General features: G+C 48.8%; 17 protein-coding genes. 7 read left to right on the top strand and 10 right to left on the bottom strand.

From position 1 onward, the window contains the following. The first annotated feature begins 236 nt into the window (after positions 1 to 236). Complete coding sequence (radA, locus tag Q1B47_RS00720) at positions 237 to 1,610, top strand: DNA repair protein RadA (RefSeq protein ID WP_299787065.1); 1,374 nt, start codon at positions 237 to 239, stop codon at positions 1,608 to 1,610. A gap of 343 nt (positions 1,611 to 1,953) precedes the next feature. Here the strand turns inward: radA and Q1B47_RS00725 are convergent, their stop codons facing one another. The 3 genes from Q1B47_RS00725 to Q1B47_RS00735 form a co-directional block, all read right to left on the bottom strand. Then, positions 1,954 to 2,625 (bottom strand): hypothetical protein, encoded by a 672-nt coding sequence (locus tag Q1B47_RS00725; RefSeq protein ID WP_299787068.1) that lies wholly within the window; start codon positions 2,623 to 2,625, stop codon positions 1,954 to 1,956. A 158-nt stretch (positions 2,626 to 2,783) separates the two neighbouring features. Continuing rightward, the gene (locus Q1B47_RS00730) at positions 2,784 to 3,374 is read right to left on the bottom strand and encodes a hypothetical protein (RefSeq protein WP_299787071.1); all 591 of its coding nucleotides are present in this window, start codon (positions 3,372 to 3,374) and stop codon (positions 2,784 to 2,786) included. A gap of 556 nt (positions 3,375 to 3,930) precedes the next feature. Continuing rightward, the gene (locus Q1B47_RS00735; RefSeq protein ID WP_299787074.1) at positions 3,931 to 4,302 is read right to left on the bottom strand and encodes a PilZ domain-containing protein; all 372 of its coding nucleotides are present in this window, start codon (positions 4,300 to 4,302) and stop codon (positions 3,931 to 3,933) included. A gap of 241 nt (positions 4,303 to 4,543) precedes the next feature. Here Q1B47_RS00735 and torR point away from each other — a divergent pair, with 241 nt between their 5' ends. After that, entirely contained in the window at positions 4,544 to 5,254 is a 711-nt protein-coding gene (gene torR / locus Q1B47_RS00740) for a two-component system response regulator TorR (RefSeq protein ID WP_299788763.1), read from the top strand. Positions 5,255 to 5,347: 93 nt separating this feature from the next. On the opposite strand, the gene torT is transcribed toward torR, so the two are convergent. Continuing rightward, on the bottom strand, positions 5,348 to 6,463 hold the full coding sequence (gene torT, locus Q1B47_RS00745; protein ID WP_299787077.1) for a TMAO reductase system periplasmic protein TorT: 1,116 nt from the start codon (positions 6,461 to 6,463) through the stop codon (positions 5,348 to 5,350). A gap of 66 nt (positions 6,464 to 6,529) precedes the next feature. Between torT and torS the strand changes: the two genes are divergently transcribed. The 3 genes from torS to Q1B47_RS00760 all read left to right on the top strand — a co-directional run bounded on the left by torS (position 6,530) and on the right by Q1B47_RS00760 (position 11,328). Further along, positions 6,530 to 9,625: a TMAO reductase system sensor histidine kinase/response regulator TorS gene (gene torS, locus Q1B47_RS00750; protein ID WP_299787080.1), complete on the top strand. Its 3,096-nt coding sequence runs from the start codon at positions 6,530 to 6,532 to the stop codon at positions 9,623 to 9,625. A 128-nt stretch (positions 9,626 to 9,753) separates the two neighbouring features. Then, positions 9,754 to 11,013, top strand: a complete 1,260-nt coding sequence (locus Q1B47_RS00755; protein WP_299787083.1) for a DEAD/DEAH box helicase — start codon at positions 9,754 to 9,756, stop codon at positions 11,011 to 11,013. 63 nt (positions 11,014 to 11,076) lie between these two features. Continuing rightward, the gene (locus Q1B47_RS00760; protein ID WP_299787086.1) at positions 11,077 to 11,328 is read left to right on the top strand and encodes a DUF3624 domain-containing protein; all 252 of its coding nucleotides are present in this window, start codon (positions 11,077 to 11,079) and stop codon (positions 11,326 to 11,328) included. An 89-nt stretch (positions 11,329 to 11,417) separates the two neighbouring features. On the opposite strand, the gene torD is transcribed toward Q1B47_RS00760, so the two are convergent. From torD to torE, 4 genes are read right to left on the bottom strand one after another with little or no spacing between them, the layout of a single operon-like run. Continuing rightward, positions 11,418 to 12,065, bottom strand: coding sequence for a molecular chaperone TorD (gene torD, locus Q1B47_RS00765; RefSeq protein ID WP_299787090.1), 648 nt, complete (start codon positions 12,063 to 12,065; stop codon positions 11,418 to 11,420). After that, positions 12,062 to 14,554, bottom strand: a complete 2,493-nt coding sequence (torA, locus tag Q1B47_RS00770) for a trimethylamine-N-oxide reductase TorA (protein ID WP_299787093.1) — start codon at positions 14,552 to 14,554, stop codon at positions 12,062 to 12,064. The genes torD and torA overlap by 4 nt, the downstream gene beginning before the upstream one ends. A gap of 19 nt (positions 14,555 to 14,573) precedes the next feature. Continuing rightward, a complete protein-coding gene (torC, locus tag Q1B47_RS00775; RefSeq protein ID WP_299787096.1) occupies positions 14,574 to 15,752 on the bottom strand; it encodes a pentaheme c-type cytochrome TorC in 1,179 nt (392 codons plus the stop codon). 52 nt (positions 15,753 to 15,804) lie between these two features. Beyond that, positions 15,805 to 15,975: a trimethylamine N-oxide reductase system protein TorE gene (gene torE / locus Q1B47_RS00780; protein ID WP_299787099.1), complete on the bottom strand. Its 171-nt coding sequence runs from the start codon at positions 15,973 to 15,975 to the stop codon at positions 15,805 to 15,807. Positions 15,976 to 16,197: 222 nt separating this feature from the next. Here torE and Q1B47_RS00785 point away from each other — a divergent pair, with 222 nt between their 5' ends. Both Q1B47_RS00785 and Q1B47_RS00790 read left to right on the top strand, forming a co-directional pair. Then, complete coding sequence (locus Q1B47_RS00785; RefSeq protein WP_299787101.1) at positions 16,198 to 16,662, top strand: hypothetical protein; 465 nt, start codon at positions 16,198 to 16,200, stop codon at positions 16,660 to 16,662. Between the two features lie 462 nt (positions 16,663 to 17,124). Then, positions 17,125 to 18,435 (top strand): NCS2 family permease, encoded by a 1,311-nt coding sequence (locus Q1B47_RS00790; protein ID WP_299788766.1) that lies wholly within the window; start codon positions 17,125 to 17,127, stop codon positions 18,433 to 18,435. A 31-nt stretch (positions 18,436 to 18,466) separates the two neighbouring features. Here Q1B47_RS00790 and Q1B47_RS00795 read toward each other — a convergent pair whose 3' ends face one another. Both Q1B47_RS00795 and Q1B47_RS00800 read right to left on the bottom strand, forming a co-directional pair. Beyond that, a complete protein-coding gene (locus Q1B47_RS00795; RefSeq protein ID WP_299787104.1) occupies positions 18,467 to 18,871 on the bottom strand; it encodes a CBS domain-containing protein in 405 nt (134 codons plus the stop codon). A gap of 90 nt (positions 18,872 to 18,961) precedes the next feature. Continuing rightward, on the bottom strand, positions 18,962 to 22,675 hold the full coding sequence (locus tag Q1B47_RS00800; RefSeq protein ID WP_299787107.1) for a two-component regulator propeller domain-containing protein: 3,714 nt from the start codon (positions 22,673 to 22,675) through the stop codon (positions 18,962 to 18,964). Positions 22,676 to 22,705: the final 30 nt, after the last annotated feature.

Consider the following 22,705-nt stretch of genomic DNA (forward strand, 5'->3'; position numbering starts at 1 on the left):
TGGGTTGCTGATACTATTATGTCGGCAGCATATGGCACAACTTGAAGGCTAATTATCGCAACTATCATAGTATACCTCTTTATTATTAGTCACTATCATTTCGTCGACGGCCACAGCTTTTTCCTGCCGGGTGAGGAATGACTCCTGAATGGAAAAGTCGCTTTCTCAAGGCGGGATCTTAGGTCATAATCGGCCCTCGATAATCGTTAACTATCTTTCTTCCTGATAAAAGAGCTATGGCTAAGAATAAAACAGCATATGTGTGTAATGAGTGTGGGCAGGACTTTCCCAGATGGCAGGGCCAGTGCAGTGCCTGTCAGGAGTGGAATACCATCACCGAAGTCCGTCTTACTTCGGGTAAGCCCGCCGGTAATTCAGTATCCGGTTATGCCGGTGGTGTAGGCGGTGGCTCGAAGAAGCTCAGTGAAGTTAAGGAAGTTGAAGCCGAAAAGATGCTGACCGGCATAGGTGAGCTCGACCGTGTCTTGTGCGGCGGATTAACAACCGGTTCGGTAAATATTATCTCGGGTGATCCCGGCGCGGGTAAGACCACGATCTTATCCGATCTCGTATCCCGTATGTCTAAGCTGATGCCCTCACTCTACTGTACCGCCGAAGAGTCGCTGTCACAGTTTAAAAACCGGGTGAACCGTCTTAAGTTGAACTGTAATGAAGATAATCTGTATCTGATGGCGGAGACGAGTGTCGAAGCCATCATCGCCGAGCTCGAGGCGAAGCAGGTGAAGTTCGCGGTGATAGACTCGATTCAGGCGGTCGTTACCGATTTGGCTAATGGTAGTCCGGGTTCCCCCTCTCAGGTCAAGGGTAGTGCTCAGGCACTGACCCAATATTGTAAGCAGAACAATGTCACCATGTTTCTTGTGGCCCACGTCAACAAGAATAATGAAACTGCCGGTCCCCAGACTCTGATCCATATCGTCGATTGCCTCACCCACCTGGAGTGTAACGACGGTCAGGTGCGTACACTCAGAGCCAATAAGAACCGCTTCGGCGATGTCGATACCGTAGGTATCTTCAAAATGACCGAGCGGGGCATGATCAGTGTAGATAACCCCAGCGAAATCTTTCTCTCCGGTTCGACAACCCAGTCTCCGGGAGCGGCCATCACCTGTATCCGCAAGGGCAATCGCAACCTTCTGCTTGAGATCCAGTGCCTAACTACTGAAACCGAGGGCGAGTTTCCTCAGCGCGTCTGTGTGGGGCTTAATATGAACCGTATTAAGATGCTGACGGGGATACTGCGTAAACATACCAGGACCAAGATCTTTCACGATACCTACTTCAACCTGGTCGGCGGTTTGAAGATAGATGAATCAGAGACCTGTATCGATCTGGCGCTGGTGACCGCACTGTTGAGCAGCCTGAATGATTTCGTCGTCCCCAGAACCACCTGCATCATGGGCGAGTTAAGTTTAAATGGTGATGTCCGCCCGATAGACAGCGGCGTACCTAGGGTGAAGGAAGCGGTGCAGCATGGGTTTACCGAAGTCTTTATCCCCCACCGCAACTACCATAAATCGATGGAGGGGCTGGGGGCTAAGATCAATCCGGTGAAGACTATCCATGAGTTGCTTGAGTTAATAAATTAACTCTATTAATTTTATTTTGGTTTCATTGGGCTATTTTGATATTTATTTAGTGTTTTGAGAGCCATAACTTTATTGGGGATTAATTGCTTGCAGCAGGCCTATGTGCAAACACTTCTGTGACGCGCCGCAAGCACAATCCCTGTGGGCTCTACGACAGCATCCCTGCTGTCGAAGGTCACAGCCGCGTTTACACTTGATTGTTTTTCTCTTCGATTTAGAACCTTCTGGCTATGGCACGATTCTGGACAGAAATGAGCTAGGGGGTTGGCTCTGACATATGAGATTGTGATTAGAAAAAGTATGACAACTGTTATTTTTCCGTTTAAGTAACTTGTTATGATGCTTATGCACTGTGTTGTTTTTTATAATTGTGATAATTATCCATGACTTGATGATAAAGCCCTGATGATTTAGTTATTGCTGCGGGATGAAACGCATTAATAAATACTATGTCATTATGTTTGTGAATTCGTTTGCAAATATGTTTAAGTTCAGGAAATACATGTTCTTTCACTGGTTTAAAAGTACCGCCAAGAACAACAATATCAGGATTTATTAATTCAACCTGCCTTTTAATATATGGTGCATATTCTTTTACATGAGCACTAAATGTTTTTTTATTGGTTCTTCGGCCTCCAGCCGTTTTTCTCATGTTTATATATGCAATATTCCACGTAGATGATTTTCCATGAGATTTAGCATCCTTAAAGCTAGGTATTTCCCCACTATAATTAGTAAGACCGTAAGCCCAACGGCCAACCCTGCGAAGTACTTTCCCTCTCCACCAACCACTAGATTTTGTGACCAATGCACGAGAAATAGCATCAACTACGTTTTGCTTTGCTTTATTTGTTTCTTTCAGTATAAATAACACTTTTACATCCGACTTATCCCAATGCTCTGCCGATATAATCCCATCCCTATTAAAATGGAATTTTTCAGTTGGGAATTTTTCCTCCCAAGCATCTAAAAGTAGATTGTGGCAATCGATTTTATTAATTTTTTCATTATCCATTGAATAAGAATCCAGGGCTATTTAAATGTAGTGCGTTAAATACAAAGCTACGATTCCACCATAACGTCTTACTAATGGGCGCAACAATGCTTGGCTAAAATTGGTGGCGAAAGAGCACAAGCCAAGCGTGTTGCGTTCTTCTGAGTAAATTGTTAGCTTTATTTCCAATCGTATACTGGTAATTTTTCTTTTTTGATTCGCTTACAATCAGACAAGAAATAGTCAGGAGACTCTCTATTAGCTGATTTATAGAAAAAACCATTTCCATCTAACAAGTCAAAGTGGGCATATCCACTTTTACCAAATCGTTCACTGTAAACTTTTATATCCGTCTCTGTTCCAGCCCATGAACTGAAAACGTCACCATCCCATTCACCGCCCACATTATCACCAAGGGGCTTGAAATTTATTAGGATATCGCTATTTTTTGTAACCACAACAAAGCCCATAGGCTTGACTTGATTACTAAAATTTATGAGCGCAGCTCTAGCTCTTAATTCTAGTTTTAAGCCCTGAATAGGTTTATTGGTATACCAGTCAGGTCTCTTTGGATCTTGAATTGCCTGCCCCATATTGCAAATCATACTGTATGAATCAGCAAACTTACCTGTTTGATAGAATTCGCTGTAATCCGATCCTGCTAGCTTATAAGATTTTTTCAATGGCCCTTCAAAGCTAGCAATTTCTCCAGCCACTGCGGCTTGATAACCCAAAATAAGGAGAAGTAATACAGTTAGGTGATGTCTCATAGATCTCTCGAAAGCTAACAGTTTATTCAATGTAGCAAGATAACGTTCTTGACTGCTTCATCACTTAGGTAAAACTATAATCTACAGACTATTGCTGCAAAGGTTTATTTCCTATTTCGTGACGAAAACACTCAGAACTGTCCGGTAAAAAGATGCGTGGGGCTTATGAGGTCTGCTTAACTCTTTTTTGAATATCCTGATGTAGATGCGGCTGAGGGTATCGAAAACAGGGAAGTTTTCGCTAAGCGGCCACGGACGGCTTTACAGCGTCCCGAAGAAGTATCTGCACATAAGCTCACCGCAGGTGATAAATAGCCATGAAGGTACGAGCCTCAGTAATCCTACCCAATATCAAATGAGTCAACATAGGAAATGTAATTAGCCTTCATTCGAAGGCTAACAAACTTTGTGGTGATGAATAGAAGTATCTGCACATCCCCTCGCCGGAGGCGATAGATACCCATGAAGGTGGAACCTTCAAGAATCCACCCAATATCAAAGAAACAGACAGGAAATGTTAAACCACCTTCATTCGAAGGTGGTGGATTTAGATAGCTTAGCTTTGTCTGTCATGAACATCGATAAAGTGTTCCAGCTCTCTGTTGAGCAGCGCCGAGTCTCCCAGGTTGAGTTCCAGCATCCGGCGCAGGTGGCTGATGCTGTCGACGTCGATATGGATGCAGCTCAATCCCAGTTGTCCCTGCTTCTTATAGGCAAGGTCAGCTTCCATGGTTAACTCGATATCGGAGTCGGGCAGGGAGAAGCTGAGAAACAGGGCACCATTACCGATAGTGAAGTCGGCGGGTTCCTCGACTAAGGCACCGTTCAGGCTTAAGTCATGAATTTTCGTGGTCCATATATTTCTGCCCTGTGTGAGGCTGGCTTTAGTATTAAACAATATACGGGAAAACTGACGTCTCTCATCCATACGCTATCCTTAATCTGGTAGTCAGAAAAGATCCTGAAAAAATTTATATGCTTAGGCATAAGCATAAGCCAGTTTATAGTCAGAGTAAAAAATCTACTACTATAAATCTGTTTTCATTGATCTCAGCGCTAATTTTTGAACAATAAATGTCGCTGAAGGTGAATATTTTACGCATTGCTTATATGCAAATATGAGAAAATGTGAATAATGTAGGGAGTGTTCAGAGGTGGGGTTAGATACCGTGGCGTATAACGTACTGGTTGTTGATGATGAAGCTGTAATTCGCGCAAGACTGAAAGGCTATTTTGAGAAAGAGGGCTATCGGGTTCATGAGGCTCAGGATGGCGAACAGATGTGGAATGAGTTCAATCGCCAGCACATCGATCTGATAATGCTGGATATCAACCTTCCCGGTGTCGATGGCCTGAGTTTGGCCAGGGAGCTGCGTAGCCGCTCTGATGTCGGCATCATTTTGGTCACCGGTCGTGATGAAGCTATCGACAAGATCATCGGACTGGAGATGGGCGCCGATGATTATGTGACTAAGCCTTTCGAGTTGCGTGAGCTACTGGTCAGAGTAAAAAACCTGCTCTGGCGCATGTCGCTGGTGAAGAAGGCGGAGAAGGCCGTGGTCGAGCAGCTGGATCAGAAAGACGATGAGATCTCTTTCGATAACTATGTTCTCGAGCTTAACAGCCGCAAGCTGCGCTATGGCGATGAGCTGATAAAGTTGACTAAGGCTGAGTTTGAGTTGCTGGCGGCGTTTGCCCTTCATCCTCAGCAGGTGCTGTCACGCGAGCGCTTGATGCAGCAGACCAGCCATCGCAATCAGGATGTGAACGACAGAACCATAGATGTGATCATCAGGCGTTTGAGAAATAAGCTCAATGCAGAGCTGTTTGTCACCGTCCACGGTGAAGGGTACCTGTTCTCAGCCTCGGTGGATGGTTAAGAGCTAGCCATAAGTTGTAAGTTTTAAGCTGTAAGTCGACACCTCTTACTTGCCACTTAAAACTTACAACTTATATTTTAGTTAACTCTGCTTTTAGTTAACTCTGTAAATGGGATAGAACTCGGCGGGAGCCAGGCTGTCGCTTAAGATATCCTCGTTTAACACATCTTTTTGCAGCATCTGAATGGCGGGGCCGATATCTCCAAATTCACCCGCCCCCTCCAGTACCCTTACCATGACATCTATTGCCAATTTACCCTGCAGCACCACTAAGTCATCACTACTGAAGGCAACTTTATCCCTGAAAAGCCCACGCAGAACGGCCGGAGAGAGATAACTGCTGACCAGTTTCACCTGTTTATCTACACCCTTATGTTGTATCTCACCGATGGCGGCCTCAATGGCAACGGCGCTGCCTAAGATATAATCAGGTGTTTGGTCGTTCAGCAGGTAGTGCAGCTGATCCCGGTAGAGGTTACGATTGTTATCTGCGTGACGAACGGATGAGATGGTCACTCTGCTGTTTTCCAGAGCCGCCATAATTCCCTGCTCAACCCAATCACTTCCCCCCTGTTTTTCGGGGCCGGTTAACAGGGCCAGAGTTGTTTGTCCTTGCTCACCGTTAGTAGCCTGCTCAAGGGGAGCGGAATGGTTTTGTTCAACCTGATCTTTAATGAAGTGACCGGCATGCCAGCCCATCTGATACCAGCTGACACCGACACGGGTTTTTATTTTGGGGCTGTCGATTCGATTGACGAGGGCGATGACAGGTTTAGTGATAGGCTCGTGATAGTAAGATAGCAGTTTAGGGTCGACACTACCGAGTAAAATGGCATCATAATCCCGGTTCATGCAGTGATTGAGTTGGCTTAGCTGTTTCTTTTTTCCATAATAGCTGCCGGCTTCGAACAGCTCTAAGGTTACATTGAGTCGTTTCGCCTGCTGAACTAAGCCATAATCGATGCCAATCCAATAGGCATCTTTGAGGTGGGGCACTAAGGCGCATATTTTCCATGGCTTTATTGTCTTTTTAAGAGGATGATAATCCAGAGCCCTGGCCTGTTGAATCTTGACATTGTAGGGAGTGCGCTGCTCCAATGACCAGGTTGTCGATGCAGGCGTGCTATAGGCGTTCGTTGTAATAAGAAGCGGCACTAAACAGAATATAAGTGAGTTTATTTGGCTCAGTAGGCTCTTTTTTACAATCATCGATCTGCGTCATCTTGAATTTTATACCTGAATTAGATTGTATCACTAAACACAGAAGGATTATGAGTGGGTAATTTATCTCTATCGAGGAAAAGCTTAGTGGGGCGCCTGATGTTGGCATTTTGCCTCTTGGGTTTCCTGCTCTTGCTCTTAGTCTCTCTGGGGAGTCTGAGCCTCTACTGGGTTAAGCTGGCTGATAAATATCTCTATGATGAGGCGCTTCCCGCATCCCAGGCGGCAAGATTACTGGTTCAGTCTTCAAATGCCCTGGCCGAAAATGCCACCGCGCTCGGTAGGGTCGAAGAGGAGCCCCAGCGGCAGTTTATCGGGCGAACCCTGTCGATAAACAGTGCCAATATGTTGGGAGCGATAGCGAGCCTTAAGGTGCTGGAGGTGCAGAGTGCCCGTCGGTTAGAGCTGTCGGCGGGTGAGATTATTCATGATATGTCCCAGCTGGGCCTGCAGGTGGGCAAACGCCTGGCGGTCGCCAGAGAGCTTTCGATACAAGGGGAAGCCCTGGCCAGAGCGGCAAGCCACAGTACCCGCTTGCTGGAGGCCGAGTTGGCCGTCGTAGATTCGGCTATCCTGGCAAAATTGAGTCTGGCTTATCCCGAGGTTGCCGGTAGCTCCAAGAGTGCGTATCTGCTCGACACCGTCATCGAGCAAGACCTGGATATCCAGGAAAGGCTCAACCGGGCTTTGAAGCTGATCCATAATATCGCCCTTGTTGGGCAGCTGCTTCAGTCTCCGGAGCAGGAGACCGGCCTGTTGAAGGTGCTCAGCGGCATGTCACAAACGCCGGCTATGAGTGGCTCTTTTTCGTATCAACTCCAACCTGCTGCGCAGTCCCCGGCTTCTCCTGGGGCATCCTCTGTGTTCAATGTCGGCCCCCAGGTCGATTTGATCGCTCTGGAGCTGCTCAAGGGGTTGATCAGGGATCCCGCCCGGGCACTGGAGCTTGAGAAGGAGTTGGTGATACTGCGTCAGGTCTCTCAGGGGCTGGCGGCGCAGAAACAGTACTCTCAACTGCTGAAAGAGCAGGATAAGCAGCTTCAGGCCCTGTCGGACAAACTATATGGGTTAAATCAGTCGGTCGACGATGCGATGGCTACTCAGCAGCAACAGGCGGAGCTCGCCCGTATCGATTATCTGCAACAACTCTCCTGGGCCAAAGCGGGCCTGTGGAGTACCGGGATCTTGATGTTTTTAGTGATCCTGCTGGTCATCTATAAGGTGATATACAGAGGGATCGCACTGAGGTTGAATGAGGCTACAGAGGCCTTGTCCAGACTGAGTCTTGGCGATACCGATGTGACTATCAACTCCCATGGTGATGATGAGCTCACGGCGATGGCTAATGCACTTAAGGCGTTCAAACAGAAGACGGCCCATAACCAGAAGTTACAGGCCGAGTTGAGGGACAGTGCGGCCGAGCTGACCGAACACAAAGCGGCGCTGGAGATCACCGTTGAGGCGCGAACCGAGGAGCTGGCGATAGCGAACAGGCAGCTGGATGCCGAGGCCAAGGGGCATGCCCAGGCCAGAACCATGGCCGAGCAGGCTAACCAGGCCAAGTCGCTGTTTCTTGCCACCATGAGCCACGAGATCCGCACCCCACTCAATGGGTTGCTTGGCACCCTGACACTACTCAGTCATTCGGACCTGCCTCAGGCGCAAAAGCAGATGCTGGCCCTGTCACAATATAGCGGTACGCTGCTGCAGACTGTGTTAAACGATATCTTAGATTTTTCCCGTCTCGAACAGGGTAAACTGACTAACGAACCCAGACCCGTGGCGATCAATGATCTGCTCGATGAGGTGGTGGCGATCATGTTAGCCGGCGCCGGATTAGCCGGGTTAAGGCTGGTACTTGACAGCCCTCAACTGCCCGAGTGCATCAGAATCGATGGCCCTAAGCTGAGGCAGGTGTTGTTTAACCTGATCGGTAACGCGATCAAGTTCACGCCGCAGGGGGAGGTTCGCCTAAAGGTCTCGATTGAGGGAGGCAGGCTCTGCTTCGAGGTGATCGATACCGGTGTCGGGATCAGCAGTGATGCGAAAATGCAACTGTTTAAGGCCTATAGTTCGCAACCCAATATTGGTCGCTCCAGAGGAACCGGCTTAGGGCTGGCTATCAGTAAAGAGCTGGTGGAGTTGATGTGTCAGACCGATGAGGAAGCTGTTGTAGCTTCGGCCGTTGATGAAGATGAACAGAGGCCGAGAAATCGTGCCAGACTCTGGGTGGAAAGCGAGGTGGGTAAGGGGAGCTGCTTCGGCTTCAGCCTGCCTCTGCATGTTTGTCAGCAAGCTGTTACTCCATGCGAGCAGATATTGAATCAGGTGAGTAAGAAACATCTCTTAGTCATTGAAGATAATAAAGTGAATGCCATGGTTGCCCAAGGGTTTCTGGCGCATTTAGGCCATGAGTCCACCCTTGCCAATAGCTGTAGTGAAGCACGAGAGTTATATCGCGCCGATACGGCTACGGCTTTTGATGCCATCATGTTGGACATACAGCTGGGGGACGGCTCTGGTATCGAGTTACTCAAAGAGCTCAGACATATCAATGAGCTGGCATCACATGAGCTGGATATCGCCGCCTTTACCGCTCAGATCCAGGCCGATGATATCGTCAGTTATCAGCGGGCCGGTTTCGATATCGTGCTGGGTAAGCCACTGAATATGCAGTCGTTGGCGGCCTGGATTGGTATGGCTAAGGTGCCCTCAAATCAAGCTGCGGCGACGCCAGCTCTCTCTTCATCTGAGTCAGACCCGACCGAGGCCGGGGCATCCCCTGTGAGTAGTAGTGTCGGTGACAAGGTTCACGGTAACAGTATCGGTGACGATATGGGCGGGGCGCGACTCGATATCAATCAGATAAAGCAGGATATCGAATACCTCGGCAGCGATGCTGTCATCGAGATGCTTGAGCTGTACCGGGAGTCCAGCCAGGTGCAGCTACAGGCCTTAGGCGAATATCCGAAACACTCAGGGACACTCCTGCACGCACTCAAGGGAAGCAGTGCGAGTATGGGACTTGTTGCCATGGCACAGCTATGTAAATCATTTGAGGGGAGAGATTATCAGGTAAGTGAGCACCAACAACTGTTGCAGCTCTACCGGAAGTCGATCGATGAGCTGGAAAAGCTGCTTACGCCATGAATCTGCCGAGGGGCTCGCCCCTCACTCTTTATCCCTTGAGATGTAACGAATAAGCCATTCTCACCGCAGCGGGAATTCTGTTAAACTGCCCGACAACTATTTATGTCGTTTTTCTGTGGTACTGTTTCATGTCTTTTTCATCTATGGCTTTGAGTCAAAAATTGATATCCCTCCTGTCCGAGTTGGGCTATTTGGCGCCTACGCCGATACAGGCTCAAGCCATTCCGGTTATCTTGGCCGGAAAGGATATTATGGCCGGTGCACAAACGGGAACCGGGAAAACCGCCGCATTTGCTCTGCCCATTTTACAAAAGCTCAGTGATAACCTTATGACAGGCTCTGAGGCCGGTGATGCTGTCCATCCCAAGCCTGTTCAGGCATTGATACTAACTCCTACCAGAGAGTTGGCACTGCAGGTCTATCAGAGTTTCGGTAAGTATGGCAAAGACTCAGGGTTGGACACCGCCATCGTTTATGGTGGCGTGAGCATCGATGCTCAAGCCGATACTCTTAAAGCCGGAGTCGATATTCTGGTGGCTACGCCGGGTCGACTTCTGGATCATCTCAGACGCGGCTCGCTGACCTTGAAACAGCTGTCGTTTCTGGTTTTCGATGAGGCCGACCGTATGTTAGATATGGGCTTTAAGGATGAGATAGATGCCATCTTAAGGAAGGTGCCTGCGCAGAGGCAGACCCTGCTGTTTTCAGCCACATTCGCGCCGAGTGTCTTTGCCCTGAGTAAGCGCCTGCTGCGGGAGCCGGAACTGATTGAGGTGGATAAACGCAATACCGTCGCCGCCAAGGTCGAACAGCTAGTCTATGCCGTCGATGCTGACAGGAAGAGTGAGCTTATCTGCCATCTGGCAAAATCAAAGCAGTGGCAGCAAGTACTGATATTCTGCCGTAAAAAAGTCGGTGCCGATCAATTAGCCGCTAAGATGAGTGAGGCCGGTATTAAGGCGCAAGCCTTTCATGGCGACCTGTCGCAGGCGGCAAGAGAAAAGGTATTGCAGCAGTTTAAACTGGGTGATATTCAGGTTCTGGTCGCCACCGATGTGGCGGCGCGAGGGCTCGATGTTGAGGAGCTGAAGGTTGTGGTTAATTATGAGCTACCCTTTATCGCCGAAGATTATATTCACCGGATTGGTCGCACCGGACGTGCGGGAAATGCCGGGCAGGCTATTACCCTGTACTGCGAAGACGATGCCCTGCTGCTCGAGGAGATTGAGGCGCTGTTGGATGCGAGGCTGCCGCAGCAGTGGCTGCCGGGGTTTGAGCCTGATCTGACTAAGCTTGCGCCTGTTGCTAGAAAAAACAGTAAGGCGGCGCAGCGACAGAGAGCCAAGCGAAGAGCCTCAGGTGGTAAGAAGCCGGGGGCGAGGCGCTAGCTGGAGCGAGAACAGACTCTGGGGCTGAATTATTGAGATGGTTTGATAAATGTTGAGGTTGGGATGGGATGCCGTTTTTGCTACACATCCGTGTTTAAAGAGAAGATAGGTCGTTGTAAAACCTGTATGTTGCAGCTCACCATACTCTCTTTGATCTGTTGGCCGCTATGGTACATCTTCTATTATGAGCAGCCATTGGTCGTAGAGTCTATCGCCTTGCTGTTTTTCAGCGTCAGCTTCACAGGCCTTCTGCTGTTGCACCTGCTGGTGTGGGGATACCGATATCTCATTTTGGGAGAGCGGGACCTCAAATAAAAAAGCGCCGGGAGACCCAGGCGCTTTCTACACTCTCTTCTTACAACTTACAACTTACAGCTTACAGCTTACAGCTTACAGCTTACAGTTTATTGTTCTGCCTGCAGACCTGTCACATCGGCCTGTATCCAGCTCTGTGTCAGGCGGGTGAGCGCACTATAAAACCGGCCGCTATCACATTGCGTTACCTTAGCGGCGAAGTTTCCCAGCCAATTATTGAGGTATGACTCGATAAATTCGAGTTGCGTTGCATCATCGGCTGTTTTACACAGGTGAGCAGCATAAGCCAGGATCACGGCAAGGTGATCGGCCGGCTCCGGAAAATTGCTCTGCACCTGCAGCTGACTCTGTTTCAGGAACTGCAGCATCAATTGGTGCTGCTCCCCAAACAGGGCCGGCTCATCACCGCGGTTTTCTTCTCCCTCTTGCAGGTAGAGGCTGGCGTAGGGTGAGGCGCTGTGCTTAGTGCCGACCAGAAACAAACCACAGTAATCGGCGGCAAGTTCCAGCAGGGCTTTATCCGATTTCAGCTCATTGAGTACCGATACCAGAATATCCACATCGCTTTTAAACGCCTGTTCACTGCCCAGCTGTGCCCAGAAATCCTGAGCCTGTTTGCTGGTGAGTTCATGCAGGAGTTGATGATCGACCTCTTTGGCAAACAGGGAGGATAGCAGTTGATAAACCATCCCCCTCGCTTGATTTATAGCACTGTCCGTTACCGGCTCTCTATTCATACTTGTGTCTCAACTGGTCCATTGAAAGAACTTACTTCGGGTACTTTACCCTGATACTTCTCAAATTCAACCAGACAGGTATAGGCAGAACAGGCCTGAGCCAGTTTTGAGGTACCGATATCTTGAGTCAGGGTATTTGGATCGCCATAGCTACAAAGGGCACCAATTTGGGCGCCGCCCTCTTTGCTGCCATCTTCGCCGACAGGGCCATACCAGGCTCCCTCATGGATACGTATGATACCCTGCGGGAAACTGTCGCTGACAACGGCGCCGGCAAGGAGTTGACCACGGTCATTAAATACCCGGACGATATCGCCATCCTTGATGCCACGTTTTTTCGCATCGACGGGACTCAGGTATACCGGCTCACGGCCCTGTACGGTATAGGTTTCACGATACTCTTTAGACTCACACATCTGTGAGTGCAGGCGCTTATCGGGATGACAAGACTGCATCCAGACTGGGAATTTTTCAGATCCCGGGCCGCCGTGGCTGCGTTCCAGCTTTTCCATCCAGGTTGGGTGGCCAGGACAGTCATCATACCCAAACTGGGCGATCTTGCGGCTGAAGATCTCAATCAGCCCCGAAGGGGTACCGAGAGGATTGATCTCAGGATCGTCCCTGAATGCCGAATGGCGTGTCCATGGCTCACCTTCACCGAAGTGAACATAACCCTCTTTCCAGAACGTTTCGAAATCAGGCATCTCAAACTTACCGGCATTGGCTGCCTTACAGTCGTTGTAGAGCTTAATCAGCCAATCTTTTTCCGACATGCCACGGGTGTACTCTTTCTCCTTACCCATGATGGCGGCGAAGCGGGTAAATATTTCGAAGTCGGAGAGACTCTCAAACAGCGGTTCGACCATCTTCTGCATGGCGAGAATACCGCGATTGGCGTAACTGCCATAGATGTCGATATCGTTGCGTTCGAAAGTGGTACAGGCCGGCAGCACGATATCCGAGAAACGACAGGTCGCGGTCCAGTTCATGTCGATGGTGACGACGCATTCCAGTTTCTGGAAGGCTTGCTTCATCTTGTTTCTGTCTTGATGGTGGTTCCATGGGTTGTTACCCGAGAACACCATCATCTTGATATCGGGATAGGTCACTTTTGAGCCATTGGCATCGATCGTCTTTCCCGGCTCCATGATGGCATCGATCCAGCGGGCAACAGGAATGGTGCTGCTTGCGCCTTTAAAGTCATTGCTATCGAACAGCGGCTTCTGATCTTCATCCAGGTTACGCGGGAAGGCTCCCGGTGCGGCGGCGCCGGATGAAGGAACGCCGATGCTTGAGTAGTGGTGACCATAACTGATGCCGCCGCCAGGCAGGCCGATCTGACCTATCATGGTTGCCAGTACGGCCGCCATCCAATAGGGTTGTTCGCCATGTTGCTGGCGCTGAATACACCAGCCCATCATCATCTGAGTGCGGCCCTTGGTCATCACCTTGGCCAGATCTCGAATGATCTCTGCCGAAACGCCGGTTATTTCGCTTGCCCATTCTGGTGTCTTAGCGACGCCGTCACTCTCACCCATGAGGTAAGGAAGGAACCGGTCGAAGCCCAGGCTGTAGCCTTCGATGAACTTCTCATCGTGCAGCTTCTTGGTCACCATCTCATGGGCAATACCCAGCATCAATGCAACGTCGGTTTGCGGGTTGACATAGAGTTGCTCACAGCCCAGATATTTCTGTGTCTTGGTGACGACGGGATCTATGCTGATCACGCGGATCTTGCCCTGTTTAACTTTCTCTTTCAGTTGAGCAAGGTAGGCAAATGATTCGTGGGTCTCGGCGTTCCAGCCCACCTGTAGGTTCTTGTATGGGTCGTTTGACCATAGAATAATGGTATCCGACTCCTCCAGGATCAGTGGCCAGGAAGTGCCTTGAGCGTAGACCTCAGTAGAGCCTAAGATGTAGGGCAGGATAGTTTGTCCCGCACCCGTTGAGTAGTCGCCCACCTTCTTGACGAAGTTGCCGTGCATGCCGATGGCACGCTGCATATGGCTGGTGCTGGAGTGCAGCTGACCGGTGGCACGCCAGCCGGTTTGTCCCGCGTGCAGTCCCGATGGGCCATACTTAGTCTGCACCTCATCGAGTGAGTCTTTGAGCAGGTTGAGAGCCTTGTCCCAGGTCACACGTACGAAGCGAAAATCACCACGCTGTGTAGTGTCGCTCTTGTGCCCCTTAAGCAGGAAGTCTAAACGCACCATAGGGTAGCGAACACGGGATGGATTATAGACCAAGCCCTTAATACCATTGATCATATCTGTCGGATACTTATCAAGATCGAAGGGTTTTACCTGATCAATTACGCCGTTTTTACGCTTCATCTTGAACGCACCGAAGTGCGAACCTGTCGTTAACCAGCCATCTTTTGACTTGGCGCCAGACGCGGCTAAGGCATTGAGTGGAGCGAGTACTGAGGCTCCGCTTAGGACAACATAAGATGTTGATACTAAGCCTTTTAAAAAGTCTCTTCTGTTCATTATTCGTGTCCTTTACTTATTAGTGCGCTGACTTATCAAACGTCGATGAATGCTCTTGCAGGTATTTCTGTACCAGCGCCTGGGTATCCTGGTCCATGTTGACGAAGGCTATCATGCCCTGGAACATTCCCGGCCAGGTGTTGGCATCGAAGTGTGCTTCATCGGGTTGTGTATGGCACACGCTGCAGCTGGTGGTGTATGTGTCACGTGCATAATCCCAAAGTGGTTGCAGGTCGGTGACCAGATAGTCTTTGTCAGTCCAGATCTGCGCCTCAACACGTTGCCATTTTAGTCCTGTCATCGGATCTTCCTTCTCTTCGAAGGTTTCAATGACGCCCTCTTCAAGAGCCGCATCTTTGGTCAGCTGCGCCGACAGTATGTTGAGTCCGAAGTCATAATAGATCACACGACCCGCACCAATCTTCTTACGCCAGCCATCGATGCCTACCTTTACGCGATTACCTTTGCTCTCTAGTACTTTCACCTTAGTGGCGATGTTAAGGGTGCCCGCTTCTACATCGGTTTTATCGTTGTAGAAAAGTGGCTTGGTCAGTGCGGTGAAATAGGTCTGTTCAACCTGAGGCGCACTCTCGCCGGAACCAACCTGAGCGATCAGTTCAGGTGCACGGGATGTACCCATATCCGGTAGTTTATGGGCGATACCCTTGTGACAATCGATGCAGCTCTGATCCAGCTCCGCCGCTCGTTTCATCTGCTTCTGAGCCAGTTTGGACATGCTGTCCCACTTCATCGAGTCGTAGTTGTGACAGTTTTTACAGGCAAGCGAGTTATCACGATCGAAACGTTTCCATTCGCGGCTGGCCATCTCCAGACGTTTAGCTTCGAACTTTTCGCTGGTATTAACCGTTTGCAGTAACCAGCCCCACATGTCGTGAGACGCTTCGATTTTACGGCCTATCTTGCGGCTCCAGTTGTGTGGTACGTGACAATCGGGACAGGTCGCGCGAACGCCCGAATGATTTGACCAGTGAACCGTCTCCTGCAGCTCCTGGTATGGCTTGCTCTCCATACTGTGGCAGCTGATACAGAACTCTTCGGTATTGGTCATCTCGAGTGCGGTGTTGAAACCACCCCAGAAGATGATCCCCATCAGGAAGGCAGATAGACTGACCGTACCTAAGGTTAGGAATTTGGCAGGCTTGTTGAGTGTGCGCCAAATATTGATAAACCACTTCATAACAGCATCCTTTAAAATCTTGAATTATTTTTACTGACCGGGTGAGGGAGAGTTAATGGGCGACGACACCACCAAATGCCTGGATCATCCAGATAATGAATCCGTAGGCACTGATACCTGTGATGGTGAGGATTGGGAAAAGCAGGAATATGATGAAACTTAGAGCCTTTAGCTCTTTTGATTTCACTTGTTTTGCTGATTCTGAGGCTTCTTGATGTGCCATAACTGACTCTCTTTGATGATCTTATCTCTGATATATCTAATATAGTTTATGGTTGTGAATAGCTGTAATGCCTGCAATGAATGGATTTAGCTAAATTATGAAAAAATATGAACAGGACGGGAGAAAGAGAGGATTCCGGTTTCGAGGGCTGTTGTAGGGTGCATGGGCTGGAGGTGTTATATTGCTCCCCTCTCTGTTTATCTCGGTTTTTTTGGGGCATTTATGAAAGTTTGTTATACCTCTGTGTTTATTATATTTTTCTCTGCTCTTTTCAATGTGGCGTGTAGCAGTCACCAAGGGGAGGGAGATGACGGAAGCCACCTACAGCTTGATGAGGTTAGGCTAAGTTTTTACCTGGTATCCGCCGGAAAAGCAGATAGCACATTACCCCAGGTGAACTACATGGGCCAATCCCTGCAGTTGCAGCAGCCGGCTATCATAGGCAATGGCGATGTTGCTGCTGCCGAGCTCCATAGCCCGACCAGCATCTATCTGGAGTTAACTCCCGAAGGCGGCGAGAGGTTGTTTGAGAGCACCCGTGAGAATATTGGTCATCAAATGCTTATTATGCTCGATGATGAAGTGGTTAATGTGGCGACCATTCAGATGGGACTAAGGGCGAATATGGTGATCACCGGGCTTAACGAGCAACAGCTATCGAAACTATTGATCACATTTACCGATTAAAAAAACTCACCGTAAATTAAATGCTTGAACAAATCACAATTTGCCCTACATTCACTTTGTGCTTAGGGGCTATTGCTGTAGAATCCGCCGCCAACAAAGGCTGTGTTGCCAGTGGATAATTCATCTCGTATGAGGTGTCACTATTGGCATAGTTTCATACCGTTAGCACTCTTGTGCGTCAAAGTAAGTGTTGCTGATGGGATCGTGATAAGACGATGCTTGTATTAAGCGATTGTATGAAAATTTGCAGGTCACTATAAAATACAGAAAGTATTAGTGGATCTCTCACCCGCGATTAGCGGGGCTCTCACCTGCCATAGCCTTCCAAAATTTAAGAGATCAATAAGGTATAATATTATGCAGTCTGAACAGACACCCCCTACAGCAGTACTCTCTGCAGCTTCACCATCTACAGCTCAACCATCTGCTATTCAACCGGTTTCCGGCTCTGCGCCGACTTCGATGATAGACAGATACTTCAACATCTCTCAACGTGGCAGCACTATTAGGTGTGAAGTGATTGCCGGTTTGACCACGTTTCTTGCCATGGTTTATTCGGTCATTGTTGTGCCGAACATGTTAGGCGCCGCAGGGTTCGATGCCGGAGCCGTGTTTATAGCGACCTGTTTAATTGCCGCGTTCGGTTCTCTGTTGATGGGGTTATGGGCCAACTTACCTATGGCTATCGGCTGCGCTATTTCACTCACGGCGTTTACTGCATTCAGCATGGTATTGGGCCAGGGGATCTCCATCCCTGTCACCTTAGGTGCCATCTTCCTGATGGGGGTCGTGTTCACCTTTGTGAGTGTTACTGGCATTCGTCAGTGGGTACTGACAAACTTGCCTAAGGGGATTGCACACGGTACCGGCATAGGTATTGGCTTGTTTTTACTGCTAATTGCCACAAACAGTGTGCAGTTGATTGTGGCCAATGATGCAGGATTACCGGTAAAGCTGGGCGATATTCATAGCCTGCCTGTCATCGCGACAGTTGTCGGCTTAGCTGCGACAATCGGCCTGGAGCGACGCGGGGTTCCTGGTGGCATCTTACTCGTGATCATTGCGCTTTCGGTGTTTGGTTTAATATTTGACCCATCGGTACAATATCAGGGCTTGTTCGCCTGGCCGAACCTGATGTCAGAGCAGTCGCTCTTCGGTCAGCTGGACATTATGGGGGCGTTAAACCCCGTCGTGCTGCCGATAGTACTGGCGCTGGTGATGACAGCCATATTCGATGCCACCGGCACTATACGTGCGGTCGCCGGACAAGCCGAGCTGCTGGATGAGAAAGATAATATTGTCGGAGGCGGTAAAGCACTGACATCAGATTCTGTCAGCAGTATTGTAGCCGGCGCGGTCGGTGGGGCCCCTGCGGCTGTCTATATCGAGTCTGCGGCGGGTACGGCGGCCGGTGGTAAAACGGGTCTGACCGCGACAATCGTCGGGATCTTGTTCCTGCTGATGATGTTTCTGGCTCCTTTGAGTTATCTGGTCCCTGCCTATGCGACAGCGCCCGCTCTGATGTATGTGGGGTTATTGATGCTCAGCAATGTCACTAAACTGGACTTCAATGACAAGGTAGATGCGATGGCTGGATTGACCTGTGCGGTCTTCATCATCTTAAGCTGTAATATCGTTACCGGTATCATGCTGGGGTTCGTGACATTAGTCATCGGCCGTATCAGCAGTGGTGAGTGGCGTGCACTGAAGCCCGGTGTGGTAGCGATAACCTTAGGGCTTGTCGTCTTCTATATGGGTGGCTGGGCAATCTAGCGCCAGAGGCGAACTGGGCCTGACACTGAAGCTAATGTGAAAAGGCCCTTAACAGATCTTTCCAGGTGATGATCCCCACTATCTTATTGCGCTTCAGCACAGGCAGAGAACCAATGTCGTACTCAAGCATCAGTCGGCAGGCTTCCTTAAGCGATTTGTGGGGCGCGATAGTGATAGGGTTCCTCGACATCACCTGATGGGCTCTGCGTTGCAGGGTTTCACTATCACGCTCAGTTTCATTGATATTGCCGATATGGGGGCTCAGCGCTCTCAGGTAGTCTCGCTCAGAGAGAACCCCCTGTAGTTCATCATCTTCGATAACCAACAGATGGTGAAAAGGGGCGTTTTCAAAGATCTCCTGGGCGACCAAGAGCCTGTCATCCATATCTATTGTGACGACTCTGGTGCTCATTATTTCCGATACTTTTTTACTCATATCAGGCTCCCAGTTGCCATAAACGATTAATACCAAAAGGATAAATCTGTATATATTTATAGCAGCAATCGAGAGGGGTTGAAAAGAGAATTATTTTGGATTAACCAAAATACTTTTTGGAAGAGAGATGGTAAATTTACAGCCTTTCCCTTTCTGTGACTGTAAGCTTATCTCACCGCCTAACTCCTGAGTCACTAAGTTATAGACTATGTTCATCCCTAAACCACTGCCGCCTTTTCCCCGTTTAGTGGTGAAGAAGGGGGCGAATATTTTATCCTGAACCTCTTCGGGGATACCGGTGCCATCATCTTCATAGAGAATAACAATTTGATGTTCGGTCTCAGTAATATCCAGCGTTAAGTGACCCGGGCGTCCGTCGGGAAACGCGTGAATGACGGAGTTATTGAATAGATTACTCACGATTTGATAGAAGGAGCCGGGGTTACTCCTGATGAGTAGGTTGTCCGGACAGGAGTATCTGTAATCATGGATGGTTCGGGAAAGCATAGGGTTGAGGGAGAGAAATATCTCATCCAGGTAGGTCTTAAGATTGAACTCCCGTACCTCTTCATGGGATTGGTCGACCGATACCTGCTTGAAACTCTTTATCAGTCTCGATGCCCGCTCCAGGTTAGTCAGTATTAACTTCGAGCAGTCGTAGACCTCGTTTTGGTACTGCTCAAAGTCTTCATGGGATACTTCACCATCGGCATAATGTTTATTAAATAGCATTACGCTGTCCTGGAGGTGGGATGAAGCGGTGACGCTGATACCTATCGGCGTATTGACTTCATGGGTAATGCTTGCAACCAGACCACCGAGTGTGGCCATCTTCTCTTTATCCAGCAGTTCACTCTGAGTCTGTTTTAGCTGTTCAAGAGTCTCTTTTAGCTTATCGTTTTTCTGCTGAAGCTCACTGGTTCTTTCCAGCACTCTTGTCTCCAGTTCTTGATTGAGTGCCTGTAAGCTGGCTTCATTGTCTTTTTGAGCCTGAATGTTTTTTATTGTTCCGGTTATTCGTGTCGGCAGTCCCAGTTGATCTCTGTCGATCACCTGGCCCCTGTTTAACACCCACAACCAGCTGCCATCATTGAGTCTAGCACGATAACTTAATTGGAACTTCTCCTGGCCTCTGTTCATGCACTGGTCAATTTCAGCCGCTACGCCATCATAATCGTCCGGGTGGATGCACTGCTTCATTGTGTCACTGAGATGGGTTTCCCTATCCGGGTATTTGAGGAAGGTGTTGCTGCGGATCACCTCCCGCTTTTCGATATCCCAGTCCCAAAACTCATCGCCACTTCCCCATAGTGCCAACTGAAGCCTCTGTTCACTCTTTGCAATCTTCTTGAGCAGTCGATCTTGATGGCGATATTTTCTGGATTTAACGTAGAGTAAGGCTGAAAAGATGGCGACAAAGCCTGTTATATATAGACTATAGGCCCACCAGGAGAGCCAGGGGGCAGGCAGAATTTCAATATTCAGTTGTCTTACAGGGCTATAATAGCCATTGATATCTTTTGCGCGTAACTGAAAAATATATGAACCTGAGGGGAGGCCGGTAAAGCGGGCCACCTGATCAGAATGGCCGGCAAGCCATCTGTTGTGTAAACCTATCATCTTGTATTCATAGGTCAGCCTGTCGGCTCGGCGCAGTTCGGGGCTCAGGTAGGTGAGTGAGAAAATATCGTCTTCATGGGAGAGGGTGAGTTTTTGCTCTTGGGTGACAGGTCGTCGTGTCTGCCCATGAGCTATCGATTGATCTTTATTCTGAACTGCTAGATGTTCAATTATCGGCATCCGCGGGGGAAGAAGGGCGGGAAGTTGACTGCTAAAGAAGTGATTAAAGCCATTAATCCCGCCCAAATAGATGCGGCTATCGCTATCGATAAAACCGGCGCCAAAGTTATACTCATTGTCCTGAAGTCCATCTATGCTGGTGTAGTTTTTAATGCTGAAATCTTGGGTGTTGAACATGCTCAGGCCAGATGCTGTGCCTATCCAGAGGTTTTGTTGGTTATCCATCAGGGTCAGGTAGGCAAGGTTGCCGATGAGTCCGTCTCTGGTACTAAAAACCCGGGTGTCATGAGTTGTAGTGTCGAAAGAGAATATTCCGTTGCTTGAGCTCAGCCATAGGGTGTTATTTTCGCCCTCGATCACAGACATCAGGCGGTTATCTGGAAAGTCGGGTAAATTATCTTTGTTGAAACGTGTGAATGTACCGTCGGCCGAGAGCCGGCTGAGCCCTGCATCATAGGAGGTGAACCAGTAATTTCCCTCTTTATCCTGAATGACGTTGGTGATCTCGTTGCTCGATAGGGAGTCGGTGTCATCTTTATCATGTTTAAAGTGTACAAACCCCCTGGTTTCACTGATATATTTTGCTACACCGGCATCTTGGGTCGTTATCCAGGCGCTGTTATTCCGATCGAAATAGATACTATAGAGGTGGTCGCTGGGTAAGCCATTTCTGTTTATCGCGTTGTATTTGTAGTGAATATAACTCTGTTTGTCAGGTGTGAAGATAAACAGACCTTCTCCTCTGGTTCCTACCCAAAATTGACCTTGGCGGTCCTCTCGCATAAAGCTGATAAAGCTTTGGGACAGTTTAGAGCCCGGCACTTCAAACGGTTTGAAGCCGGTGACCCGCCTGTTTTCATCTTCTTCAGCCTGATATATCCCTTTGGCCGTACCAATCCAGAGCTGCTGACGATGATCTCTGAAAATACTCCTCACGTTGCCATTATCCAGAGGCTTATCGGAGAAGCTGTGTGGGTGAATATGACCAAACTGCTCAGCGTTAAGGAAGGTCTTGTTCAGGCCTCCTCCCTTTGTGCCGATCCAGAGTTGTTGTTCGCTGTCGAGGGTTAAGGCGGTCACTAAAGGGCTGTTGAGTTGATATTTATCTTTGGCACCACTGGAATAAAATTCGATACTCCGGTGACGGGGAGAGTATCTGGCTAACCCTTTCTTCTGCAGCCCTATCCATAACTTTCCGAAGTTATCCTTCTTTAAGCTGGTTATTCTGTTGCCTTTGAGTCCGGTGGCCGACTCGATATGTTTGTAGTTACCGCTGGCTATATCGAATAGAAACAGGCCACTGTTTTTAGTGCCTATCCAGAGTGTATTGCTCTGCCCGCTCTCTAAGCTGGTGATCCGGTCGTCAACGACAGTATTAAGATCTGGAAAGTGGGTGAACACCAGTTCTGGGCTTATCATAGACAGGCCCTTATCTGATGCCAGCCACAGACGGTCAAACTTATCGGCGAAGAGCAGGCTTATTCGATCGCTGAGAAGCTGCTCTCCCTGGCCCGTTTGTTGCCTCTTCTTGGAGAATTGGTTGATAACTCTGTTTTCAGTGGGAGAGTAGTGAATGAGCCCGCTATCTTTAGTTGTCAGCCATATGTCGCCGTTACTGTCTTGAGCCAGAGAGGTAAACTCTGTGTCGGGAAGTGAGCTGTTCGAGTGATTATATGAGCTGAAGGTTTCGCTCTTTGGGTGGTATCGGTTGATTCCATCGCTTCTTGTCAGTAACCATAGCTGCTTTTTTTTTCCATAAAACAACTGGGTGATATGTTTATCGGTCGGCCCGAACATATCATTGGTGACATCAAAAACTTTGAATTTTTTACCGTCGAAACGGTTGAGTCCAGCCTGAGTGGCTATCCAGAGGAAACCATCGTTATCGGTGACGACATCGTTGACGGTATTCATAGAGAGTCCCTGCTCGGCTTCATAGAAGTCGAACTCTGGCTGTTTGCTCAAGGCTTGGGAGAAGCATCCCAGTAGCCAAGTCAAAATCAAGATAGTGACTCTCATCAGGCTGAGTTTTTT

This window comes from uncultured Shewanella sp. (genome assembly GCF_947501225.1).
GTDB lineage: Bacteria > Pseudomonadota > Gammaproteobacteria > Enterobacterales > Shewanellaceae > Shewanella.

Bases quoted from the DNA above. Each gene is read 5' to 3' on its own strand.
- radA (WP_299787065.1), top strand. From the start codon at position 237: ATGGCTAAGAATAAAACAGCATATGTGTGTAATGAGTGTGGGCAGGAC.
- Q1B47_RS00725 (WP_299787068.1), bottom strand. From the start codon at position 2,625: ATGGATAATGAAAAAATTAATAAAATCGATTGCCACAATCTACTTTTA.
- Q1B47_RS00730 (WP_299787071.1), bottom strand. From the start codon at position 3,374: ATGAGACATCACCTAACTGTATTACTTCTCCTTATTTTGGGTTATCAA.
- Q1B47_RS00735 (WP_299787074.1), bottom strand. From the start codon at position 4,302: ATGGATGAGAGACGTCAGTTTTCCCGTATATTGTTTAATACTAAAGCC.
- torT (WP_299787077.1), bottom strand. From the start codon at position 6,463: ATGATTGTAAAAAAGAGCCTACTGAGCCAAATAAACTCACTTATATTC.
- Q1B47_RS00755 (WP_299787083.1), top strand. From the start codon at position 9,754: ATGTCTTTTTCATCTATGGCTTTGAGTCAAAAATTGATATCCCTCCTG.
- Q1B47_RS00760 (WP_299787086.1), top strand. From the start codon at position 11,077: ATGGGATGCCGTTTTTGCTACACATCCGTGTTTAAAGAGAAGATAGGT.
- torD (WP_299787090.1), bottom strand. From the start codon at position 12,065: ATGAATAGAGAGCCGGTAACGGACAGTGCTATAAATCAAGCGAGGGGG.
- torA (WP_299787093.1), bottom strand. From the start codon at position 14,554: ATGAACAGAAGAGACTTTTTAAAAGGCTTAGTATCAACATCTTATGTT.
- torC (WP_299787096.1), bottom strand. From the start codon at position 15,752: ATGAAGTGGTTTATCAATATTTGGCGCACACTCAACAAGCCTGCCAAA.
- torE (WP_299787099.1), bottom strand. From the start codon at position 15,975: ATGGCACATCAAGAAGCCTCAGAATCAGCAAAACAAGTGAAATCAAAA.
- Q1B47_RS00785 (WP_299787101.1), top strand. From the start codon at position 16,198: ATGAAAGTTTGTTATACCTCTGTGTTTATTATATTTTTCTCTGCTCTT.
- Q1B47_RS00790 (WP_299788766.1), top strand. From the start codon at position 17,125: ATGATAGACAGATACTTCAACATCTCTCAACGTGGCAGCACTATTAGG.
- Q1B47_RS00795 (WP_299787104.1), bottom strand. From the start codon at position 18,871: ATGAGTAAAAAAGTATCGGAAATAATGAGCACCAGAGTCGTCACAATA.